This window comes from Microbispora sp. NPDC049633 (genome assembly GCF_040675265.1).
GTDB classification, from domain to species: Bacteria; Actinomycetota; Actinomycetes; order Streptosporangiales; family Streptosporangiaceae; genus Microbispora; species Microbispora maris.
Window position 1 is genome coordinate 13,704 of record NZ_JBFAOO010000054.1, and the last position, 21,944, is coordinate 35,647.

A 21,944-nucleotide genomic window follows, 5' to 3' on the forward strand; every position below is an offset into this window, starting at 1 on the left:
ACAGCCCTCGCCCTCGCTCCCCACCCCGAAGGAACCCGATGAAGCGAACCATTTCCGTCCTGGCCGCGAGCGCGCTGGCGGTCGGCCTGCTCGCCGGTTGCGGCACGTCCTCGTCCGACGACACCGGCGGCGGCACGAGCGCCGCGGGCAAGAAGATCGTCATGCTGCTGAACGACCAGTTCGACCCCTACTACCTCACGCTGGTCGCCGGAGCCGAGGCCGAGGCGAAGAAGCAGGGCTTCGACTTCAGCTGGCAGGCGCCGTCCACCCTCGACGTGGCCTCGCAGACCCAGCTCCTGCAGTCCGTGGCCGCCCGCAAGCCGGACGGGATCATCATGTCCGCCCTGGACGCCAAGGCGATGATCGCGCCGATGAAGCAGGTCATGGCGCAGGGCATCCCGATCATCACGGTGGACGCCGACGTCGCCGACCAGTCGGCGCGTCTCGCCACCGTCACCTCCGACGGCGAGGCCGCCGGCCGTCTGGCCGCGGAGACGATGGACAAGCTGCTCGGCGGCAAGGGCAAGGTCGCCTTCGAGGGCTACACCCCGGGCACCTCCAGCACCGACGCCCGCCTCAAGGGATGGCAGGAGGGGTTGAAGCAGACCGGCCTCGAGTACGTCGCCGAGCGCTACGACGCCACCGACCTCACCACCATCGCCGGCACCGTCAGCGCGGTGCTCAAGCGGTACCCCGACCTCGCCGGCATCTTCACCAACTGGACCAACCCCACCCTCGGCGCCGCCCAGGCCGTACAGGCCGCGGGCAAGAGCGACCAGGTCAAGATCGTCGGCTTCGACGCCTCGCCCGACGAGGTGAGCCTGCTCAAGCGCGGCCTGGTCTCCGCGCTGATCATCCAGAAGCCCGGCGACATGGGCGTCAGGGCGGTCTCCGACCTGGCCGCCTACCTCAAGGACGGGACCAAGCCGCAGTCGGTCAGCCTCGACGCGGTCGTCGCGACCAAGGAGAACATGAACGACCCGGCCGTCAGCGCGTACTTCTACAAGGCAGGAAAGCAGTGAGTCAACGCCTCGGAATCGACGTCGGCGGGACCTTCACCGACGTCGTGGTCATCGGCGACGACGGACGCGTCCTCGTCGAGAAGGTCCCCAGCACTCCGGAGAACCAGGCGGGCGGCGTGCTCGACGGCGTCCGCGCCGCGCGCGGCACGCGCGGCGTCGACACCGGTGCCCTGCGCATGTTCGCGCACGGGTCCACCGTCGCCACCAACGCCCTCCTGGAGTTCAAGCTCCCGCCCACCGCGCTGATCGTGACCCGCGGCTTCCGGGACGTCCTGGAGATCGGTACGCAGCTGCGCCCCGCGCTGTTCGACCTCGGGGTCGTCAGGCCGGAGCCGGTGATCCCGCGCGAGATGGTCTTCGAGATCGACGAGCGGGTCGACCGGCTCGGCGAGGTCGTCACGCCGCTCACCGACGAGGAGATCGACCGCGTCGTGGCCCAGGTCGCGGCGAGCGGCGCCGAGGCGTGCGCGGTCACGCTGCTGTTCTCCTTCCGCAACCCCAGCCATGAGCGCCGGCTGGCCGAGCGGCTCGCCGCCGCGGTGCCCGGCCTGCACGTGGCCGTCTCCTCCGAGGTCGCGCCGGAGATCAAGGAATACCCCCGGGCGTCGACCACCGCGATCAGCGCCGCGCTGCAGCCGCTGGTGGCGCGCTACCTGTCGGCGGTCGAGGACGGCCTGGAGCGGGAGAAGGTCACCTGCCCGTTCTTCGTGATGCAGTCCTCGGGCGGCGTCATGTCGGCGGCGGAGGCCTCGGCCGCCGCGCACAAGATGGTGCTGTCCGGTCCCGCGGCGGGGGTGCTCGCCGCCGCCCGGGTGGCGGAGAACCCGGCGTACGCCAACCAGATCACCTTCGACATGGGCGGCACGTCCACCGACATCTGCCTCATTCACGAGGGCCGGCCGCGCCTGGACCGGTCGTCGCAGTTCGAGGGGCGGCCCCTGCAGGTCGCCCAGTTCGACATCCACACCATCGGGTCCGGCGGCGGATCGCTGGCCCGGGTGGACGCCGCCGGGCTGCTGCGCGTGGGACCGGAGAGCGCGGGCGCCGTCCCCGGCCCCGCCTGCTACGGGCGCGGCGGCACCCGGCCCACGACGACCGACGCCCAGGTCGTGCTCGGCCGGGTCGATCCCGGGCGCTTCCTCGGCGGGGAGATGACCCTCGACGTGGAGGCCGCCAGGCGGGCGGTCGCGACGCACGTCGCCGAGCCGCTCGGGATCGGCCTGGAGGAGGCCGCGCTGGGCATCCTCGACGTCGCCGACGCCATCATGGCCCGGGGCGTCCGGGTGGTCAGCGTCAACCGCGGCTACGATCCGCGCGACTTCGTGCTGCTGCCCTTCGGCGGGGCCGGTCCGATGCACGCCCTGTCGGTCGCCGAGATGGTCGACATCAGGACCGTCCTGGTGCCGCGCCACCCCGGCACGTTCTCGGCGCTCGGCCTGGCCACCTCAGACCTGAAGTACGACTTCTCGCTGACCGTGGACGCCCCCGTGGACACGCTGACCCCCGGGCGGATCGAGGAGCTGTTCACCGGCCTGCTCGACCGGGCCCGCGACCGCCTGTCCCGGGTCGAGTCGCTCACCACGGGCCGCGTCGAGAACCGGCTGGCCCGCTTCCGCTACGCCTGGCAGGACAACGACGTGGAGGTCCTGCTGCGGCCGGACCCGGTGGACGAGCAGAGCCTGGCCGAGGCGCTCGACCGCTTCCACGCCCAGCACGAGTTCGAGTTCGGGCACAGCGACAAGGAGGCCCGCGTCGAACTCGTCGCCGTCGGCGTCGAGGTGCACGGCGTGCTGCCGCGCACGGCCGCCCCCACCGCGGAGGCGGGGTCCTCCACTCCCACCCCGGCCTCCGTACGGCGGGTCTGCTTCCGCGGGACCGGCTGGGTCGACACCGACGTGTACGAGCGGGCGGACCTCGCGCCCGGCGCGGCGTTCGCCGGTCCGGCGATCGTCGAGGAGCGCGAGGCGACCACGGTCGTGCCGCCCGGCGCGCGGGTGCGGGTGGACGGCGACGGCAACCTGATCCTGACTGTGAAGGGAACCTCCGCATGAGCCCCGGCACGCGACGAACCGACCCGATCACCACCGAGGTGATCCGGCACGCCCTGGAGACCATCGCGGAGGAGATGGGCACCGCGCTGCGCCGCACCGCGCTCAGCGTGGTGGTCAAGGACATGCGCGACTACAGCTGCGCGGTCTTCGACCGGTCCGGCCGGCTGCTCGCCGCCGCGCTGGACATCCCGACGCTGCTCGCCTCGATGTCCCCCGCGCTGCGGGCCTGCCTCGACAAGTGGGGCGACGACATCCACCCCGGTGACGTCCTCCTCAGCAACCACCCCTACCTGGGGGCCTGCCAGACCAACGACCTCAACCTGTTCGTCCCGGTCTTCGACGAGGACGAGCGGCTGATCGGCTTCACCGGCGCCATCGCGCACCACGCCGACTGGGGCGGGGTCGTGCCCGGCACGGCGGCCGCCACCAGTCGCAGCGCGTTCTACGAGGGCGTCATGTTGCCGGCGGTGAAGCTGGAGGTGCGCGGCGTCCCCGAGCCGAACGTCCGCGACATCATCACGGCCAACACCCGCCACCCCAAGCAGAACCACGGCGACCTGCGCGCCCAGGTCGCCTCCGCCCGCTCGGGCGCGCGCCGCTTCGCCCGGCTCGCGGAGCGGTACGGCACCGACACGCTGGTGACGGCGATCGACGACCTGATCGGCTACACGGCCGAGCGCACCCGGGCCGAGCTGGCGGCGCTGCCCGACGGGACGTACCAGGCCGAGGGGTGGCTGGACGACGACGGGATCAACCCCGGCGCGGCGGTCCGCCTCGCCGTCACGGTCACCATCGAGGGCGACGGCGCGCACGTCGACTTCTCCGGCTGTGACCCGCAGATGCCCGGCGGCATGAACATCCCCACGTCCACGACGCGGTCGGTCGTGCACTACGCGATCAAATGCCTGCTGCCCGGCGACGTGCCGTTCAACGAGGGGTCGATGGAGCCGGTGACCATCCACGCCCCCGAGGGCTCGGCGGTCAACCCGATCTTCCCCGCCGCGGTCGGCGACCGGCACCTGGCCTCCCAGCGGCTGGCGTCCGTCATGACCCGGGCGCTCGCCCCGGCGGCGCCGCACCGCGCGTCGTCCGAATGGTTCGTGGGCTGGCCGGTGCTGATCTGCGAGTCGGCCTCGCCGAAGACCGGGGACGGTGTCGTGCTGCTCGCCAACGTCGCCGGCGGCGCGGGCGCCACCGCGGCGCACGACGGCGCCGACGCGGTCGACGTCCACATGGCCAACTGCGCGATCATTCCGGCGGAGATCATCGAGTCGAGCTACCGGTTGCGTGTCGAGCGCTACGAGCTGGTGCCCGACAGCGGCGGTGCGGGACGCACGCGGGGCGGCCTGGGCATCCGCGCCGACTACCGGAACATCTCCGACGAACCCATGCAGTTCCTCTCCGAGGCCGAGCAGAGCAACCCCGGTCACGCTCCCCAGGGGCTCGACGGCGGCCTGCCCGGCACGTCCGCCTCGATCGTCCTCATCCGGCAGGACGGCGAGGAGACCCCGCTCCCGGCGAAGGGGCAGCACGTCGCCGCCCCGGGCGAGGTGGTGAGCCTGCGCGCCGGCGGCGGAGCCGGATACGGCGACCCGGCGCTGCGCCCGAGGGAGGCCGTGGAGGCCGACCTGCGCACCGGGCGGATCACCGCCCGCGCCGCCCGGGATCACTACAATCTCGCTGCGGCGGATCGCTGATGGGCGAGCCGCCGGCGCCTCCCGGGCGTACCCGCGAACGCGATGACGGCCGGGAGCCCGCCGGCGGCGACCGATACCGGGAAAGGGAGGATCCGTGACCGCATCCAGGCCGCGCCGGGCGACGCTCCCGGACGTGGCGGCGCTGGCCGGCGTCTCCACGGCAGCCGCTGGGCGCGCGCTGGGGGGTTACGGAAGCGTCAGCGAGGACGTACGGCGGCGGGTGGCGGAGGCGGCGCGGCAGCTCAACTACCGCGCCAACCGCCTCGCCGCCAGCGTCCGCACGGGCCGGACCGACACCATCGGAGTGGTGTGCGCCGACATCGAGAGTCCCTTCTTCGCCCGCGCGCTACGGGGGATCTCCGATGTCGCTCACGAGCACGGCTTCAGCACCCTCGTAACCAACAGCGACGAGGACCTCGCCAGCGAGCGTGAGGCGGTCCAGCTGCTCCTGCACAAGCAGGTGGACGGGATCATCTGCGCGCCCGCCGACGTGACCCAGGTCGACCATCTGGCGCAGGCGCAGACCGGCGGCACGCCCGTGGTCCTGTTCGACCGCGTCAGCGACCACCTGGAGGCCGACGCCGTCGTCGTGGACGGCATGAAGGCCGCCTACCAGGCCGTACGGCGGCTGCTCGACCTCGGCCACCGGCGCGTCGCGATCATCGCGGAGTTGCGCCAGCCGCGGGAGCAGGACTGGGTCAGGTTCCTCACCCCGCAGGCCGAGGTGTCGCTGGGCCAGCTCAGCCCGAGCGAGGCCCGGCTGCTCGGTTACCTGCGGGCCCACTGGGACGCCGGAGTGCCGGTGCGCCGCGAACTCGTGCGGCGCACCGGCACCTACGCCGCCGAGGCCGCCTATCAGCAGACCAAGCGCGTCCTCGCGCTGAAGAACCCGCCCACGGCGGTTTTCACGGTGGACAACCTGATGACGGTCGGCGCCTACCGCGCGATCCGCGACCTCGGCATCGCGGTGCCCGACCGGCTCTCGGTGGTGGCCTTCGACGACCTCGACTGGACCGTGCTGGTCTCCCCGGCCCTGAGCGTCATCGCGCAGCCGGTCTACGAGATGGGCGCGGAAGCGGCCCGGCGCCTGATCCGGCGCCTGCGGGACCCGGAGCCGGCGCCGCCCGGCACGCTGTTCATGGACGTCACCCTGGTCGAACGCGAGTCCGTCGCCCCGATCCCGACCTGATCCAGCCGCACGTCCTTCAGGTCCTCGACCGTCATCGTGCTGTTCTCGTCCTCGGAATCGGTCGGAAACGTGCACTCGTGCAGGTCGGGGCCGGTCAGCAGCAAAAGCTCCGAGGAGTGCCGCGCGGCGCGGGCGAGGACGTTGCGCTCGCGGCCGGTCAGCCGCCCCGCGAGCGCCTGGAGGATCAGCTCGGCGACGTCCTCCGGGCGGTAGCGACGGTCCAGCGAGCCGTGCAGCTCGGCCAGCGCCTGCCGGCGGGAACGCTCGGAACCCTTGCGGTGCTTCATGCCCGCCATGAAGTACGCGAGATCCGCCGGGAATCGATCGGTTATCCGCGGGTGGAAAACCGCTGGGCGTACGGGCTCGCGGCCGGGAAGACTTCGGGCATGCATGACACCATCGCGGCGGGCCCTGTCACGCTTCGGCCGCTGACGGCCGGGGACGCGGACGAGATGACGGAAGTGCTGGCGGGGGAGGAGCTGTACTCCTTCATCGGCGGAACGGCGCCCACCCTGGCCGAGCTACGCGCCCGGTACGAGGCGCTCGAGGCCCGCCGATCCCCGGACGGACGGCAGGAGTGGCTCAACTGGATCATTCGCCGCGACGTCGACGGCCGGGCGGTCGGCTACGTCCAGGCGACGGTGATGGACGAGGGGCGACGGGCCGAGATCGCGTGGGTCGTGGGGACCGCGTGGCAGGGCCGGGGGTATGCGACGCAGGCCGCCACCGCGCTGGCCGGATGGCTCCGCGGCAGGGGAGTCACCCGCATCGAGGCGCACATCCACCCCGATCACCAGGCGTCCATGAAGGTGGCCGGTCGGATCGGCCTGCTGCCCACCGATCGCATCGAGGACGGCGAACGCCTGTGGACCTGGGAACGGCAGGACGATACACAGTGGGAGGCCGGAGCCTGAAGGCACCGGCCTCCCACCGGCCGGTACGGACGGAACCGGCCTACTTCCCCGCCCCGGACGAGTGATCACCCGACCGGCGGGAACGGAGACCGTCGAGTGCGACCTCGACGTACCGCCGCCAACCGCCCGCGGCGTTGCGGATGACCGCCGCCAGGCCGCAGATGACCATGTTGACGTCCCCGATTGTCACCTCCTGCCCGACCGTGCCGTGCTCCTGCGCCCGGTCGAGCAACTCCGCTGCGACGGCGAGCAGCGCTTCGCGGGTCTGCCCCTGCGGCTCGTTCGAGCCCATGGTCTTCTCGATGACCTCTGACATGCCGCGATCGTCCGCCAGCACCTCCCCCACATGGTGCAGGAAACGGGCCAGGCCCTGAGCCGGATCGTCGGTGTCGGCTAGCTGCCGTGCGGCGGCGACGATGTCGGCGGCCCGGTGCTCGGCGATGGCCTCGATCAGGGCCTCCCTGGTCGGGGACAGCGGAGTAGGCGCCGCAGCGGCGGGATGGCTGCTGTTCGTGTTCCAGGCGGTCGCGGTGTCGACCAGCCTGGCGGTGCCCGCCGTGCTGCGGTGGGCGCGTGACCAGCGCGCGGTGGCGACAGTGGGCTCGGTGGTCCTGCTCGTCGGCTACCTCGGACTTCTGACGGCGCCGGGATGGGCACTGCTGTGGAGCGTCGTCCTCGGGCTGGGCGGCGGAGCTTGCCTGGTGCTCGCATTGGCCTTCCTCAGCCTGCGCGCCGAGGACGCGACCGTGGCGGGCGCGTTGTCGGCGATGGCGCAGTCGATCGGTTACCTGCTGGCCGCAGCGGGACCGGTGATTTTCGGGCTGCTGCACACCATCAGTTCCGGCTGACAGGCATCGATCACGCTGATGTGCGTCGCGGCGGCCGGTCAGGTGATCGTCGCGATGGCGGCCGGCCGGGGCACGGTGCCGGCAGCCGACGGCCAGACGGCCGAGGCCCCCTCGCGGGCACCGGACAGCGCCCCCTCGCATGGGCAGTGATCTGGGCATGTTGGGCAACGCTCGTTTCCTCCTGATGTGATGGAGCGTCGACGTCACCACGGGAGGCGGGCATGGAGACGGCGGAGTGGTACAGGTACTTCGCGGAGCGGGAGGTCAGGGGGCACAGCCCGGTCTACGAGGCGCTCGCTCACGGGATCGCCGCCGATCCCGGGCTGGTCGAACTGATCGACGGCCTGCCGGAGCCGAAGAGACAGCCGAACCTGCTGCTGGCCGCCGTGCGCTTCCTCGGCGGGCCGTACGAGGAGTTCGGCCGGTTCCGGGAGTGGACCGTGAGTCACTGGGCCGAGGTGCGGGAGACGGTGCTCGCCCGGCGCACGCAGACCAACGAGGCGGGCCGGTGCGCGAGCCTGCTGCCGGTGCTGGCGGCGCTGCCGCGGCCGCTGGCCCTGGTGGAGGTGGGCGCGTCGGCGGGGCTGTGCCTGTACCCGGACCGGTACCGCTACCGGTACGACGACGGGCCCGAGATCGGACCGGCCGACAGCCCCGTCCTGCTCACCTGCCGGACGAACGGGAAGGTGCCGGTGCCGCGGCGCCTTCCCGACGTGGTGTGGCGGGCCGGACTGGATCTCGACCCGGTCGACGTACGCGACGACGAGGCGGTGCGCTGGCTGGAGTGCCTGGTGTGGCCGGAGCAGGAGGACCGGCTGGCGCGGTTGCGCGGGGCGGTGCGGATGGCGAGACGGGACCCGCCGCGCCTGGTGCGCGGGGACGCCGAGGCGGCCCTGCCCGGCCTCGTCGCCGCCGCGCCGGCCGGGGCGACGGTCGTCGTCTTCCACAGCGCGGTCATGCCCTACCTGGACGCCGCGGCGCGGGACCGCTTCGTGGCGCTCGTACGGACCCTGCCGGTGCGGTGGATCTCCAACGAGGGCTCGCCCCGGCTGCCCGAACTGGCCGCGAAGCTGACGGCCGGCCTGCCGGACAGGCGGCTGGCGTTCCTGCCCGCGCTCGACGGGGAGCCGCTCGCGATGGCCGGGCCGCACGGCGAGTGGCTCGACTGGCTCGCCTGAAAACCCACACGGGGTGGCGGATACTGAGGATCATGACCGTCTACGACGAGATCGGCACGACCTACAGCGCCGCGCGCAGGCCCGACCCGCGACTGGCTGCCCGGATCGCCGCCGCGCTCGGGGACGCCGCGACGGTCGTCAACGTGGGGGCGGGCACGGGGTCGTACGAACCCCCGGCGACCCTGCTCGCGGTCGAGCCCAGCACGGTGATGATCGGCCAGCGGCCGCCGGGGTCGGCTCCCGTGCTGCGCGCCCGGGCCGAGGCCCTCCCTCTCGCCGACGGCGTGGCCGACGCCGCCATGGCCCTCCTGACCGTGCATCACTGGACGGACCTCGCGGCCGGGATCGCCGAGTTGCGCCGGGTCGCGCGGCGCCGCGTGGTGATCCTCACTTGGGATCAGGAGCTCACCCGTGACTACTGGTTCCTCAGGGAGTATCTGCCCGAGGGCGCGGCGCTGGACGACGCCCGCGCCGCCTCGATCGACGACCTCGTCCGGCTGCTCGGCGGCGCGCGGGTCGAGGCCGTGCCCATTCCGCACGACTGCACCGACGGATTCGGCGCCGCCTACTGGCGCAGGCCCGAGGGCTACCTCGATCCCGTGGTCAGGTCCGGCATGTCGGTGCTGGCCCAGCTCGACCAGTCGGTCGTACGGCCGGCCCTGGACCGGCTCGCCGCCGACCTGGAGTCGGGCCGCTGGCACGAGCGCCACCGCGACCTGCTCGGCCTGGAGGAGTACGACGTCGGATACCGGCTGCTCGTCGCCGACCTGTGAGGGGGCGTGGGATCCGCGCACCGGAGGGTAAGGACACCCTGTGGACACGGAGCGGCTGCGCCAGGTCGTGGACGAGATCTTCCACGACCGTCCCCACGTCATGCGACGCGACCTCTACTCGGCCGCCGCCGCGGACATCCACGTGCCGGCCGAGACCCTGGCCCTTCTGAACGAGATCCCCGAGGGCTCCTACGACCGCGGGGAGATGCTGGAGGCCATCGAAGGAGCCGTACGGGACCGGGACGAGGCGGAGCGGAGGGCGCGGCCACCGGAGCAGATCGCCGCGCTGGAGGACACGGCCGAGGCCGAGCACGCCATCGCCGACGACACCACGCTGGGTGCGCTGACCCAGGACAACACCGGCCCGCCGCCGGACGCGCCGCGGTTCCGGGAGCCGGGCGAGTGAGGACGCGTGAGCAGACACACGGGAGGCGCGTCGTGCTGACAGTCACCGATCACGCCGTTCAGGCGATCCGCGATCTGATGGTGGGGGAGTATCTCCCCGAGGAGGCGGGCCTGCGCATCGCGGCCAAGCCGGGCGAGCCCGCCTCGCTGGAGCTGTCGCTGGTCAGCACGCCCTTCTCGGGCGACGAGGTGATCGAGAGAGCGGACGTGCGCGTCTTCCTCGAACCGGAGGTCGCGCAGGCCGTCGGCGGCAAGACCCTGGACGCCGAGACCGGTCCCGGCGGCCGCCCGACCTTCCGCCTGGCCTAGGTCGTGTCCCGGGCGATCACTGGTCGCCCTCGTCCTCCTCGTCCTCCTCGTCATCGGGCGGCAGGCCGGTGCCGGCCACCGTGTCGGCGAGCTGGTCGTCGTCGAGTCGTCCGGTCGGCGGCTGCCCGAGCGTCCCTCCACCGGAGGCGCCGCCGCCCGAGATTCCCTTGCCGCCGACGATGCCGGCCGCGTCGAGGTCCGCCTGCTCCACCGATCCCTGCCGCGTGGCGCGGATGCCGGGCGTCCGGTTCTTGAACCGCGGGTCGTCCTGCGCGTTCGTCGCCAGCTCCTCGGCGAGCTGCTTCGGGTTCATCTTCTTCTCGTCCATACGGGCCGCCGTACCCGGCGGCCCGCATGCCATTCACATCCTCACAGCTCGGACGGAACCCGCTGCGGCGGGACGTGCCGCCGCTCCTGCCGGCTGCGCAGCGCCTCCAGGCCGACCAGGTCGTCCGGCTCGGCGTCCGGGGTCTCCTGATCGAACCTCGCCAGGGCCGGGTGCCGCAGGGCCAGCGTGATCGTGATCGCGATGGCCAGGCCGCACACGATGTACAGCAGGCCGATGCCGCGGCCGTCTCCCGTGCCGATGACCTTCCCGACCGTGTCGGCCAGCGGGCCGTCAGGCCGCATCAGCGGTTCGAAGACCAGCCCCACCAGCCAGGCCTGTACGGCCAGGCCGACCGGCTGGGTCGACAGTGCGAGCATCCGGTTGATCGAGATGACCCGGGCGTGGTAGCGCTGGGGCACCTTCGAGTGGATGATCGTCAGCCAGATGCCGTCGCTGATCGTCATCATCAGCGACATGCCGAAGGCGCCGACCGTGATCAGGATGAGCGACGGGCGCAGACCGGCGATCGCGCAGAAGATCCCGAGCACGCCGGCGGCCGCCAGCATGCCGAACATCCGGCGCTCGCGCGGGCCGCCCCACAGGGTGATGATCAGACCGCCGCAGACCGCCCCGATCCCGGCGAGCAGCGCCACCCGCCCGGTGTCGGCCAGCTCGCCGACCGACAGCACCAGCGGCGAGATCATGATGAACCCGGTGAACAGGAAGAAGTTCACGATGAACATCGTGAAGGCCATGGCCCGCAGGCCCCGCCGCCGCAGCAGGTAGCGGAAGCCGTTGCGGATCTCGGCCGAGACCGTCTCGCGGCGCCGCCAGGCCATTGTGGCTGGGAAGCGGACCAGCAGGGTCACGCCGAACGCGATCGCGTAGCAGATCACGTTGGCGGTCAGGATGCCCTCGATGCCGATCAGCGCGAGCACGGCGACGGAGAACAGCGGCACCATGAGCTGGGCCACGGCGTTGCCGAGCTGGACGACGCCGCCGACGTGGTGCAGGTAGGCCTTGGGCGCGAGCTGCGGCCCCGCCGACTGCCAGGCCACCCGTTGCAGGGTCACCGATATCGACAGCAGCACCAGCAGGCCGTACAGCAGGGGCATGCTCAGCACATCGCCGGCCATCAGCGCGAGCAGCGCGGCCTGCACGGCCAGGGACATGCCGTCGGCGGCCAGCATCGCCCGTTTACGGTCGTACCGGTCGACGAGCGCGCCGATCAGCGGCGCGAGCACGAGCCCGGGCACCAGGGCGATGATGGCGAACAGGCCGAACTGCACCAGCGAACCGCTCTTCAGGTACGCCCAGATCGGCACGGCGAACTCGGTCATCACGGCGCCGATCATCGAGACGATCTGACCCGTCGCCACCGTGAAGAACCGGCCGAGACTGGGCTGCGGCCCGTCCACGTCGGCCTTCCGGTCGGTGGACACGCGCTCCCGCCACCAAGTGGCCGTGTCGCCGGGCGCCGGGACGTGCCATTCCTCGGGACGGTCCACGGTGGTGTGCGCGGTCGTGACGATGGCGGCCAGTTCCTCGGTGCGGTACCGGAGGAAGTAGTGGCCGGCCTCGGCCATGACGACCAGCGCGGTGGTCTCGGAGACGCAGTGCCAGTCGCGGTAGCGCTCCTGGTAGAAGTCGGTCAGCGCGTCGCGGTCGCCGACGATCGAGATCACCGGGGCGCGCAGCTGCGGGCTCTGCTGCTCCACGAGCTCGCTGAAGTAGTCCTCACCGGCGCGCGCGTCCACCCGCATCGTGCGGATGATGTGGTCGACCTGCTCGGGGTCGAGGTCCTGCAGGTCGGCGCCCATCGCGCGCAGCCAGTTGGCGTGCGCGTTGGCGTTGTCCAGCGCCTTGCTGCGGAAGATCCGGCCGAGCAGGCCGTTGAGGCCCTTGCTGGGGGTGGCGAACGGGAAGCTGCCGCCCGTGTAGACGGCCTCGACGCGCCGCCCGGCCGCCTCCAGCCGCCGCGCGATCTCGGCGGTCAGCGCGCTGCCGACGCAGTGGCCGTACAAGGCGACAGGGCCGCGCACGCGCTCCATGACCTCGTCGCAAACTCGCTGGGCGGCCTCGTGGAACGGAATCGTGCTCTCCTCGACGCCCAGCTCGTGGCCGGGCAGGGCGACCGAGAACAGCGAGTGGCCGTCCGGCAGCGCGTCGGCCAGCGGCTGGTAGACCATCGCGCTGGCCCCGCCGTACGGGATGCAGACGAGGGACAGCGTGGGCGTCTTCACCGGGCGGGTCAGCTCGACGAGCAGGCCGCGCGGGCCCTCCTCGGCGGCGCCCTCCGGCGCCCCGTTGGCGGCGTCGACCAGCGCGGCCAGCTCCCGCACCGTGCGGTTGGCGATCGCGTCGAGGACGGTCACCTGGTAGCCGCCGGCGGGCAGCACCTGCCTGAGCTTGGCGACCATGCGGATGAGCAGCAGCGAGTGGCCGCCGAGCGCGTTGAAGTCGCTGTCGATGGAGATCGCGTCGATGCCGAGGACCTCCCGCCAGACCCCGGCCACCGCGATCTCGGTCTCGGTCTCCGGCTCGGCCAGGTCCTCGCCGACCCGGACGACCGGATCGGGCAGCGCCTTGCGGTCCACCTTTCCGTTGGCGTTGAGCGGGATGGTCTCCAGCGGCACGAACACCGACGGGACCATGTACTCCGGCAGCCGCTCCGCGCAGTGGTCCGCCAGATCCGCGGGCTCCCGCGCCTCGGGCACGTAGTAGGCGACCAGCCTCTTGTCCTCGGGCGTGAACGCGTGCACGGCGACGACCGCGTCCCGGACGCCGGGATGGTCGAGGACGGCGGCCCTGACCTCGTCCAGCTCGATGCGGTAGCCGCGGATCTTCACCTGGTCGTCGAACCGGCCGAGGAAGGACACGTCGCCGTCGCGGGTCCAGGCCACCCGGTCGCCGGTGCGGTACATCCGCCCGCCGGGCTCGAAGGGGTCGGGGAGGAACCGCTCCTCGGTGAGGTCCGGCCGGTTCATGTAGCCGCGGGTCACGCCGACGCCGCCGACGTACAGCTCGCCCGGCACGCCGACCGGCTGCAGCCTCCGGTCGGCGTCCAGCACGTACATCCGCATGTTGGGCAGCGGGCGGCCGATCGGCACGACCTCCACGAGCTGGGCGTCCCGCACGGGATAGATACAGGTGCCGACCGACGCCTCGGTGGGGCCGTACTCGTTCACCAACCGGCCGGGACCGAGCATCTCCAGCCACCGGTTGGCCATGGAACCGGGCAGCGCCTCGCCCGCCACGACGATCTTCCCGGCGAGCGCGGCGGCCTGCCGGGCGTCGATCTGGTGACCGAGCACCTCCAGGTGGCCGGGGGTGCACTTGATGAAGCTGTACGGCCCGCCCGCCGCCAGCAGCGCGCCCAGCTCGCCCATGTCGAAGTCCTGCGGCAGCACGGTGACCCGCTGACCGGTGACGAGCGGCGCCCACAGGTTGGGCACGACGAGGTCGAACGCCACCGAGCCGAAAAGCGGGGCGCCGCCGTCGCCCTGGGAGGCCAGGTCCTCCACGGCCCACCACACGTGGTTCACCAGCCCGCGGTGGGTGACCTGCACGCCCTTCGGCTTGCCCGTGGACCCCGACGTGAAGATCACATAGGCCAGGCGGTCGATGTCGTACGGCACGCCCGCCGGCTCGCGCGGCCGGTCGTCGAGCACCCCGCTCTCCACGTCCACGACCTCGACGCCGTCGAACAGGTGCGCGTGCCCCGCCGAGGTCAGGACCAGCGGGGTCGCGGCGATCGACAGCATGTCGCGGACGCGCTGCGCGGGGAACTTGGGATCCATCGGCAGATAGGCCGCGCCCGCCTTCCACACGCCCAGCAGGCAGGCGATCAGCTCCGGGCTCCGGTCGAGCAGCACGCCCACCGTGTCCTCCGGGCCGACGCCGCGCTCGCGCAGCAGATGGGCCACCTGGTTGGCGCGGGCGTGCAGCTCGGCGTAGGTGGTCGTGCGGCCCTCGAAGGAGACCGCCACCGCGTCCGAGTCCGCGTGGCGCTCCAGCAGCTCGGGCAGGGCCACGTCCGGGTACGGCCGCGCCGAGTCGTTCCACGTCCCGAGGACGAGGTCGCGCTCGGCGTCGGTGACCAGGTCGAGCCCGGCCAGCGGGGTGTCCGGCGCGGCGGCGATCCGCTCGGCCAGCGCCCGGTAGTGCCCGGCCATCCGGGTGATGGAGTCCGCGTCGAAGCGGTCCTTCTGGTAGGTCAGGTAGAGCTCGGGGTCGCCCGCGCCGTTCAGGTGCACCAGCAGCGCGAGGTCGTAGGTGAAGTCGTCGACCTCGTGCTCCCAGACCGACGCCTCCAGCCCGGGCCAGCGGCCCCGCTGGTCGCGGAACACGCGCAGCGAGAAGCCGACGGTCGACAGCGAGAAGTTGCGGGCGTCCCGGTCGCTCAGCGCCCCGGCCAGCTCGGAGAACGGCAGGTGGTTGGCGAGCGCCTCGCCGAGCCTGCGCCGCACTCCGGCGGCGGCCTCGCGGAACGACGGATCGCCCGACAGGTCGGCGCGCAGCGGCAGGGCGTTGACGAAGCAGCCCAGCACGGGCTCCAGCTCCACCCGGCGCCGGCCGCCGTCCACCGTGGCGATCGTCAGGTCGCCCTGTCCGGTGTAGCGCGCCAGCAGCATCGAGAAGACCGTGAGCAGGGCCACGAACGGGGTGGTTCCGGGGCCGCCGGCCTCGCGCAGCGCCCGCAGGACCTCGTCCGGAAGCGTGAACAGATGACAGTCGCTCCGGTTTCCCTCGGCGACGGTCTGGCCGTCCCGCGCGATGGGAAGCTCCAGCGCGCTCGCGCCGTCCAGCCGGTCGCGCCAGTACGCCAGGCGCCGCTCGCGCTGCTCGCCGCTCAGCTCACGCCGCGACCAGGCCGCGTAGTCGGCGTACTGGAGCGGGGGCGGAACCACTCCGGCGGGACGGCCCTCGTGGACCGACGCGTACACGCTGGTCAGCTCGTCCACGATGATGCCGACCGACCACCCGTCGCACGCGATGTGGTGGCAGACGAACATCAGCACGTGGTCCTCGTCGCCCAGCCGGACCAGCGTCGTACGGTGGACCGGCCCGGTCTCCAGGTCGAAGCGCTCGACGGCGGCCCGGCTCGTGATCTCCCGGGCCCGGCCCTCCCGCTCGGCCTCCGGCAGATCGCGCAGGTCGACGACGTCGAGCGGCGCCGGCCCGGGGTCGAGGACGATCTGACGGGGCTCGTGTCCGTCGCCCTCGTAGACCGTACGCAGGATCTCGTGGCGTTCGACCAGGCTGTCCAAGGCGACGGTCAGGGCCCGGACGTCGAGCGGGCCGGTCAGCCGCAGGCCGATGGTGGCGTTCGGCGCCGGGGCGCCCTCCGCGAAGCGGGCGCCGAGCCACATCTGGGTCTGCTCGTAGGAGCAGGGGGCGGGTCCCTCTCCACGGGGAGCGATCACGCTCGCGGCGGCGGCCCTGGCGGCTCTGGCGGCGAGCAGCCGGCGCAGCGCCTCCTGCCTGCGTGGGGAAAGCGACGCTATTAGATGCTCGTTGTCAGTCGTCGGCGATATCGTCACCGAGCGTTCTCCTCTCTGCGCAGAAATGCGCAGGACCAGCTGACCACGCAGAAAAGTGGTTGAACCAGAAAACGCTTTGATCGTCGATTTCGCAGGACCTCGCCGCGTATCTCGCCGCGTTCGGGCCGAGATGCGTGGGAGCGCTCCCACGAAGAGGATTATTTCACGATACGGGATGCGAGTCTGGTAACGCAAGCCTCACTTCGACCTGCGATCAGGCGCGAAGAGTAAGGGGAAATCGACCTTCCGTCATCGATTGCGGGCAGCGAAACATGAGCGCTCGTCGGCATTGCCGGCGGACACATGATCGTGTCGAATAATTTGACTTCAGGCGTCGAGGGGACGGGATTAAACATGTTTCTTGCGCGTAACCCGACTCGGGTTCTATGTTGGCCGCCGGAATCTATTGCCGCAGGGGCGCCGCCTATTCGAGGGCCCGCCTGCCTCCTTAATTCGACTTTTCCCCGTGCTCGGCCGTGGCCGGATCCCGTGCAGGAGGAGGACGCATGGACGACTTCTGGAAGCCCCTGGAAATAACCCCCGACGGCTACGCCGCCACGCCCGAGGGGCTGGTGGAACGGCTGCGCGAAACGAACGTGGGCGACCTGCTGGTCCGCGAGAAGGCGCTCGTCTTCCGGGGGTTCGGCGTCACACCCGAGACCCTCGACGCCGTCATGGACATGTTGCTGCCCAACCGGCTGGCGTACGTCCACGGCAACTCGCCCCGCACCAAGGTGGGCGGCAACGTCTACACCTCGACCGAGTACCCGCCCGAGTACACGATCTCCATGCACAACGAGCTGTCGTACTCCGCCACCTGGCCCTCCCGGCTGCTGTTCTACTGCGAGAAGGCGGCCGAGAGCGGCGGGGCGACTCCCGTCGTGGACGGCGTGCGCTGGCTGGAGTCGCTCGACGACGAGGTCAGGGAGGCGTTCGCCAAGGGGGTGCGCTACACCCAGAACCTGCACGCCGGCCGTGGGCTCGGCAAGAGCTGGCAGGAGACGTTCGAGACCGAGGACCGCGACGAGGTGGCCGAGTTCCTCGACCGCATCGGGGCGGACTGGCAGTGGCGTCCCGACGGCGGCGTGCGGGTCTCGCAGGTCAGGCCCGCCACCACCCGGCACCCCGTGACCGGTGCCGAGGTGTGGTTCAACCAGGCCGACCAGTGGCATCCCGCCTCACTGGGCGACGAGACCGCCGCCATGCTCGCCGAGCTCATGCCGCCGGAGGAGCTGCCGCAGTCGGTGACGTTCCCCGATGGCGCCCCGATCCCCGGCGAGTACGTCATCCAGGCCCGCGACCGCGGCCTGGACAACGCGGTGGACGTCGACTGGCGGGAGGGCGACCTGCTGCTGATCGACAACGTGCTGGTCGGGCACGGTCGCAGGCCCTTCGCCGGCTCCCGCCGCATCCTCGTCGCCATGTCCGACTGATCACGCTCTCGAAAGGGAAACCGCTGTGGACAAGATCGGGCTGGGGGTCGCCGCGACCTTCACCGCCGAGCCGCTCGGGGACGCCCTGCGGTTCTGGCTCGCCGAACTCGACGGCGGGGGGGACGCCGAGGGGGACGTCGCCTTCGCTCCGTACGACCAGGTCTTCCCCTCGCTCCTCGACCCGGGCAGCGTGCTCGGCCGGGCCGGCGCCGCCGTCGTGCTGGTCCGAGCGGAGGATCTGGTGGCCGGGCAGGACGGGACCGGCGAACTGGACGCCGTGGCCACCGACCTCGCCGCCGCGCTGCGGGCCTCGGCGCGCGCGTCCGGCGCGCCCCACGTGCTCGTCGTCTGCCCTCCCTCGCCCGGGCACGGCTCGCCCGAGGCCCACGCGCGCTTCGCGGCCGGGCTGGTCCGGGAGTTCGAGGGCGACCGGGTCGTGTCCGTGCTCACCTCCGCCGAGCCGTACGAGCCGGAGCCGGAGGACGTCCACGACGCGTTCGCCGACCGGACCGGCAACGTCCCCTACACCGACCGCTACTTCGCCGCGCTGGCCGCCGCGGTCGCCCGCCGCCTGCACGCCCTGACCACCCCGCGTCCCAAGGTCGTCGTCGCGGACTGCGACGGCACGCTCTGGGACGGCGTGGTCGGCGAGGACGGCCCCGACGGCGTGGTCATCGGCCCGCAGCGGCTGGAGATCTGGCGGGAGCTGGCCCGCCAGGTCGCGGCGGGCAGGCTGCTGTGCCTGTGCAGCAAGAACGAGGAGAAGGACGTCCGCGAGGTGTTCGCCCGGCATCCGGAGCTGCCGGTCGGGCTGGACGACATCACCGCGATGCGCGTCGGCTGGGAGGCCAAGTCGGACGCGCTGCGCTCGCTCGCCGCCGAGCTCGACCTCGGGCTCGACTCCTTCGTCTTCCTCGACGACAGCCCGGTCGAGTGCGCCGAGGTCCGGGTCGGCTGCCCCGAGGTGCTGACGCTCCGGCTTCCGGCCGACGCCGCCGGGGCCGCGGCCTTCCTGCGGCACTGCTGGCCGCTCGACGTGACGTCGGTGACCGCGGCCGACCGCGAGCGCACCCGGCGCTACCAGGAGGAACGGCGGCGCGACCAGGCCAGGGGCGAGATGTCCCTCGCCGACTTCTTCGCCACGCTCGACCTGCGGGTGACCATCACCCCGGCCGGTCCCGAGCACGAGGCCCGGGCCGCGCAGCTCGCCGAGCGGACCAACCAGTTCAACCTCTCCGGGACGCGCCGCCTGGACGGCGAGGAGAGGTTCGTCGTGGACGTGCGGGACCGCTTCGGCGACTACGGCGTCGTCGGCCTCACCGACGTGCGGACGGAGGGGGACACGCTGCGCGCCGGCGCGTTCCTGCTGAGCTGCCGCGCGCTCGGGCGCGGGGTGGAGCACCGCATGCTCGCGCACCTGGGGGCGCTCGCGCGGGAGCGCGGGCTGGCCCGGGTGGCCCTGGCCTTCCGGGCCACCGAGCGCAACCGGCCGGCCGGGGACTTCCTCGCCGCCCTGCCGGCGACGGTGGAGCCGGACGGCGAGGGAACGGCCTGGTACGTCCTCGACGCGGGCGACGCGGCGGCCGTCGTCCACACGCCGGGCCCTGCTGAGGAGAGGGCAGCGGGGCCCGTCCGGACCGTCGAACCGGCCGCTCCCGCCGGCTGGGCGGCCGTCGAACGGATCGCGACCCGGCTGACCGGCGCCGACGCGATCCTCGACGCCATGCGGGCCGCCCGCCCCGTCACGGAGGTGGCCGGGGCGAGCCCCGTCGAGGCGACCGTCATGCGCTTGTGGGCCGAGCTGCTCGACACGGCGCCGGCCTCGGTGGACGACGGCTTCTTCGAGCTGGGCGGCCACTCGCTGCGGCTGGTGCAGTTCATGGCGCGAGTCCGCGCCGAGTTCGGCGTCGAGCTTCCCTTCGACACGCTCTACACCACCTCGTTCACCGTCGCCGAGGTCGCCAAGGTGATCGAGGAGCGGCAGCTCGCCGACACCGACGACGAGGAGCTGGCCGGACTGCTCGACGAGCTCGCGGGCCTGTCGGACGAGGAGATCGACGCCCTGCTCGACTCCGGGAACGGCTGATCCGCATGGCGACGATGCTGCTGAGCACCCACGGCACCAACGGCGACGTGCTCCCGTTCGTACGGATCGGGCGCGAGCTGGCCGAGCGCGGCCACGACGTCATCGTCATGACGCACTCCTGGTTCGCCGACCGGATCGCCGCCGCGGGCCTGCGGCACCTGCCCATCGACACGGCGGAGGGCTACGACCGGCACCTGGACGACGCCCGGCGGTACATGCTCGATCCCCTGAAGGACCCCGAAGGCGTGCTCGCGCTCTACCGGCGCAACGGCCTGTTCGAGCTGCTCGCCGACGAGGTCCGCATGATCGAGGCGCACTACCGGCCGGGCGACACCGTGGTGGTCGCCCGGCACACCTCGGGCATCGCCGGGCTGATGGCCGCCGAGCTCCGCGGGGTCCCGGTGGCGCTGGTGTCCGTCACGCCCCATCAGTACGTCTCGTTGCCGGTGCTCGGGAACCTCTTCCGGCGCGTGCTCGGGCAGGGGTACGACGAGGTCTTCCAGTCGTTCGGCCTGCGTCCCGTCCGCGACTGGGCCGCCTATCTGACGAGCGCCCGGACCCAGCTGGCGCTGTGGCCGGAATGGTTCGACGCCGCGGGCCAGCCGGCGCCGGAGGGCGTCGTCCGCTGCGGGTTCGTGCTCGGCGACACGGCGGAGGGGCCGGTCCCGGACTGGACCGAGCCGCCCGTGCTGATCACCGGCGGCACCGGGCAGGTGCTGCACGACCGGTTCTACGACGTCGCGGCGCGGGCGTGCCGGCGGATCGGGAGGCGGGCCCTGCTGGTGAACCGGCACCCGGCGTTCCAGCCGGAGTCGCTGCCCGACGGGATCGAGTGGGTGCCCTCGGCGCCGTTCGCCTCGTTCATGCCGCGGGTCGCCGCGGTCGTCCATCACGGGGGGATCGGCACGCTCGCCCGGGCGCTGTCGGCGTCGACCCCGCAGGTGCTGCTGGCGCACGGCGTGGACCGGCCGGACAACGCCGAGCGGCTCGACCGCGCGGGCGTCGCGCGGTGGCTTCCCGTGTCCCGCTGGGACGAGGAGCGGACGGCCCGGCTGCTGGCGCGGGCGCTGGACTCCGCTGCCGACGACGGATACCGGGAGCGGATCGCGCCGCTCGCGGCGGACGCCGCGTCGCAGGACGCCGTGCGGCTCGCGGCCGATCACGCGGAGGCGCTGATCGGCACCGACGCGATCATGAAGCGGCCGGATCCGCGTGAGCGGCTGGCGCGGCTCACGCCCCGGCAACGGGAACGTCTGGCCGTCCTGGCCCGCGCCCGGCGGAGCGTGTAGAGGGGGATCTTCCGGGTACGCCGGGCGCATGGCGGACACGACGGCGCCGATCTCGCGCTTCGACTACGACAAGGTGGCGATCGTCACCGGAGCCGACTCGGGCATCGGGCGGGCGACGGCGGTGACGCTCGCCGCGCAGGGCTTCGACGTCGGGGTCACCTATCACCGGGACGAGAAGGGCGCGCGGGAGACGGCCGGCCAGGTCGTGGAGCAGGGCCGCCGCGCGGCCGTGCGGTGGCACGACCTGACCGACCCGGTGACCGCGGCGGCCGTCGTCGACGAGCTCGCCGACGAGCTGGGCGGCCTCGGCGTGCTGGTGAACAACGCCGGCACCGGCACGGCCGAGCCGCTCCTGGAGATCGGTTACGACCGGTGGCGGTCGGTCCTCGCGGTCGACCTCGACGGGCCGTTCCTGTGCTCGCAGCGCGCCGCGCGCCGGATGATCGAACGCGGCGCGGGCGGGCGGATCATCAACGTGACCAGTGTCCACGAGGACTATCCCCGCCTCGGGGCCGGGCCGTACTGCGCGGCGAAGGGCGGCCTGCGCATGCTCAGCCGCACGCTCGCCCTGGAGCTGGCCAGGCACGGCATCACGGTCAACACGATCGCGCCGGGAGAGATCGCGACCCCGATGACCGGCCAGGAGGACGAGCCGCCGAAGCCCGGCACCCGGCCCGGCTACCCCCTGGGCCGTCCCGGGGACGCCCGCGAGGTCGCAGCCGTCATCGCCTTCCTGGCCGGGCCGGCCTCGTCGTACGTCACCGGCGCGTCGCTGTTCGTGGACGGCGGGCTCGGCCTGATGGGCCCGCAGGCGGCCGGGGACATCGACAAGGACATCTGGTCCTCCGGCTGACCGGGTGTTGCCCGGCGGCCGGGCCT

17 protein-coding genes are annotated in these 21,944 nt (G+C 72.6%); 14 read left to right on the top strand and 3 right to left on the bottom strand.

Features of this window, described 5'->3' with window-relative positions:
• Positions 1-38: 38 nt before the first annotated feature.
• The 5 genes from AB0J39_RS16690 to AB0J39_RS16710 all read left to right on the top strand — a co-directional run bounded on the left by AB0J39_RS16690 (position 39) and on the right by AB0J39_RS16710 (position 6,873).
• The gene (locus AB0J39_RS16690; RefSeq protein WP_363465157.1) at positions 39-1,022 is read left to right on the top strand and encodes a substrate-binding domain-containing protein; all 984 of its coding nucleotides are present in this window, start codon (positions 39-41) and stop codon (positions 1,020-1,022) included.
• The gene (locus tag AB0J39_RS16695; protein ID WP_363465160.1) at positions 1,019-3,073 is read left to right on the top strand and encodes a hydantoinase/oxoprolinase family protein; all 2,055 of its coding nucleotides are present in this window, start codon (positions 1,019-1,021) and stop codon (positions 3,071-3,073) included. Before AB0J39_RS16690 ends, AB0J39_RS16695 begins: the two co-directional genes overlap by 4 nt.
• Entirely contained in the window at positions 3,070-4,770 is a 1,701-nt protein-coding gene (locus AB0J39_RS16700) for a hydantoinase B/oxoprolinase family protein (protein WP_363465161.1), read from the top strand. Before AB0J39_RS16695 ends, AB0J39_RS16700 begins: the two co-directional genes overlap by 4 nt.
• Positions 4,771-4,864: 94 nt before the next feature.
• The gene (locus AB0J39_RS16705) at positions 4,865-5,959 is read left to right on the top strand and encodes a LacI family DNA-binding transcriptional regulator (RefSeq protein ID WP_363465163.1); all 1,095 of its coding nucleotides are present in this window, start codon (positions 4,865-4,867) and stop codon (positions 5,957-5,959) included.
• Between the two features lie 386 nt (positions 5,960-6,345).
• Positions 6,346-6,873, top strand: coding sequence for a GNAT family N-acetyltransferase (locus AB0J39_RS16710; protein WP_363465165.1), 528 nt, complete (start codon positions 6,346-6,348; stop codon positions 6,871-6,873).
• Positions 6,874-6,913: 40 nt separating this feature from the next.
• On the opposite strand, the gene AB0J39_RS16715 is transcribed toward AB0J39_RS16710, so the two are convergent.
• A complete protein-coding gene (locus AB0J39_RS16715; RefSeq protein ID WP_363465210.1) occupies positions 6,914-7,348 on the bottom strand; it encodes a hypothetical protein in 435 nt (144 codons plus the stop codon).
• Between AB0J39_RS16715 and AB0J39_RS16720 the strand changes: the two genes are divergently transcribed.
• The 5 genes from AB0J39_RS16720 (at position 7,260) to AB0J39_RS16740 (ending at position 10,386) form a co-directional block, all read left to right on the top strand.
• A complete protein-coding gene (locus AB0J39_RS16720; protein WP_363465168.1) occupies positions 7,260-7,721 on the top strand; it encodes a hypothetical protein in 462 nt (153 codons plus the stop codon). The genes AB0J39_RS16715 and AB0J39_RS16720 overlap by 89 nt on opposite strands.
• A 221-nt stretch (positions 7,722-7,942) precedes the next feature.
• Positions 7,943-8,899 carry a DUF2332 domain-containing protein gene (locus tag AB0J39_RS16725; RefSeq protein ID WP_363465171.1) on the top strand — a complete coding sequence of 319 codons (957 nt, stop codon included), beginning with the start codon at positions 7,943-7,945 and terminating at the stop codon, positions 8,897-8,899.
• Positions 8,900-8,931: 32 nt separating this feature from the next.
• Positions 8,932-9,672, top strand: coding sequence for a methyltransferase domain-containing protein (locus AB0J39_RS16730; protein WP_363465173.1), 741 nt, complete (start codon positions 8,932-8,934; stop codon positions 9,670-9,672).
• A 40-nt stretch (positions 9,673-9,712) separates the two neighbouring features.
• Complete coding sequence (locus tag AB0J39_RS16735; RefSeq protein WP_363465176.1) at positions 9,713-10,078, top strand: hypothetical protein; 366 nt, start codon at positions 9,713-9,715, stop codon at positions 10,076-10,078.
• A gap of 32 nt (positions 10,079-10,110) precedes the next feature.
• Positions 10,111-10,386, top strand: a complete 276-nt coding sequence (locus AB0J39_RS16740; RefSeq protein WP_363465179.1) for a Fe-S cluster assembly protein HesB — start codon at positions 10,111-10,113, stop codon at positions 10,384-10,386.
• Positions 10,387-10,402: 16 nt separating this feature from the next.
• On the opposite strand, the gene AB0J39_RS16745 is transcribed toward AB0J39_RS16740, so the two are convergent.
• Both AB0J39_RS16745 and AB0J39_RS16750 read right to left on the bottom strand, forming a co-directional pair.
• Positions 10,403-10,714, bottom strand: a complete 312-nt coding sequence (locus tag AB0J39_RS16745) for a hypothetical protein (protein WP_363465181.1) — start codon at positions 10,712-10,714, stop codon at positions 10,403-10,405.
• Positions 10,715-10,755: 41 nt separating this feature from the next.
• On the bottom strand, positions 10,756-16,257 hold the full coding sequence (locus tag AB0J39_RS16750; RefSeq protein WP_363465183.1) for an amino acid adenylation domain-containing protein: 5,502 nt from the start codon (positions 16,255-16,257) through the stop codon (positions 10,756-10,758).
• A gap of 506 nt (positions 16,258-16,763) precedes the next feature.
• Here AB0J39_RS16750 and AB0J39_RS16755 point away from each other — a divergent pair.
• Genes AB0J39_RS16755 through AB0J39_RS16770 form a run of 4 tightly spaced genes read left to right on the top strand, consistent with a single transcriptional unit; the run spans position 16,764 to position 21,918 of the window.
• A complete protein-coding gene (locus AB0J39_RS16755; RefSeq protein WP_363465186.1) occupies positions 16,764-17,690 on the top strand; it encodes a TauD/TfdA family dioxygenase in 927 nt (308 codons plus the stop codon).
• Positions 17,691-17,715: 25 nt separating this feature from the next.
• A complete protein-coding gene (locus AB0J39_RS16760) occupies positions 17,716-19,776 on the top strand; it encodes an HAD-IIIC family phosphatase (RefSeq protein WP_363465189.1) in 2,061 nt (686 codons plus the stop codon).
• Positions 19,777-19,781: 5 nt separating this feature from the next.
• Positions 19,782-21,065 carry a nucleotide disphospho-sugar-binding domain-containing protein gene (locus AB0J39_RS16765; protein ID WP_363465192.1) on the top strand — a complete coding sequence of 428 codons (1,284 nt, stop codon included), beginning with the start codon at positions 19,782-19,784 and terminating at the stop codon, positions 21,063-21,065.
• A gap of 28 nt (positions 21,066-21,093) precedes the next feature.
• Positions 21,094-21,918, top strand: a complete 825-nt coding sequence (locus tag AB0J39_RS16770; RefSeq protein ID WP_363465193.1) for an SDR family oxidoreductase — start codon at positions 21,094-21,096, stop codon at positions 21,916-21,918.
• Positions 21,919-21,944 lie beyond the last annotated feature (26 nt).

What these genes read in the sequence shown, in the direction of transcription:
- AB0J39_RS16725 (WP_363465171.1), top strand. Translation starts at nt 7,943, where the DNA reads ATGGAGACGGCGGAGTGGTACAGGTACTTCGCGGAGCGGGAGGTCAGG.
- AB0J39_RS16700 (WP_363465161.1), top strand. Translation starts at nt 3,070, where the DNA reads ATGAGCCCCGGCACGCGACGAACCGACCCGATCACCACCGAGGTGATC.
- AB0J39_RS16690 (WP_363465157.1), top strand. Translation starts at nt 39, where the DNA reads ATGAAGCGAACCATTTCCGTCCTGGCCGCGAGCGCGCTGGCGGTCGGC.
- AB0J39_RS16755 (WP_363465186.1), top strand. Translation starts at nt 16,764, where the DNA reads ATGGACGACTTCTGGAAGCCCCTGGAAATAACCCCCGACGGCTACGCC.
- AB0J39_RS16770 (WP_363465193.1), top strand. Translation starts at nt 21,094, where the DNA reads ATGGCGGACACGACGGCGCCGATCTCGCGCTTCGACTACGACAAGGTG.
- AB0J39_RS16710 (WP_363465165.1), top strand. Translation starts at nt 6,346, where the DNA reads ATGCATGACACCATCGCGGCGGGCCCTGTCACGCTTCGGCCGCTGACG.
- AB0J39_RS16765 (WP_363465192.1), top strand. Translation starts at nt 19,782, where the DNA reads ATGGCGACGATGCTGCTGAGCACCCACGGCACCAACGGCGACGTGCTC.
- AB0J39_RS16730 (WP_363465173.1), top strand. Translation starts at nt 8,932, where the DNA reads ATGACCGTCTACGACGAGATCGGCACGACCTACAGCGCCGCGCGCAGG.
- AB0J39_RS16745 (WP_363465181.1), bottom strand. Translation starts at nt 10,714, where the DNA reads ATGGACGAGAAGAAGATGAACCCGAAGCAGCTCGCCGAGGAGCTGGCG.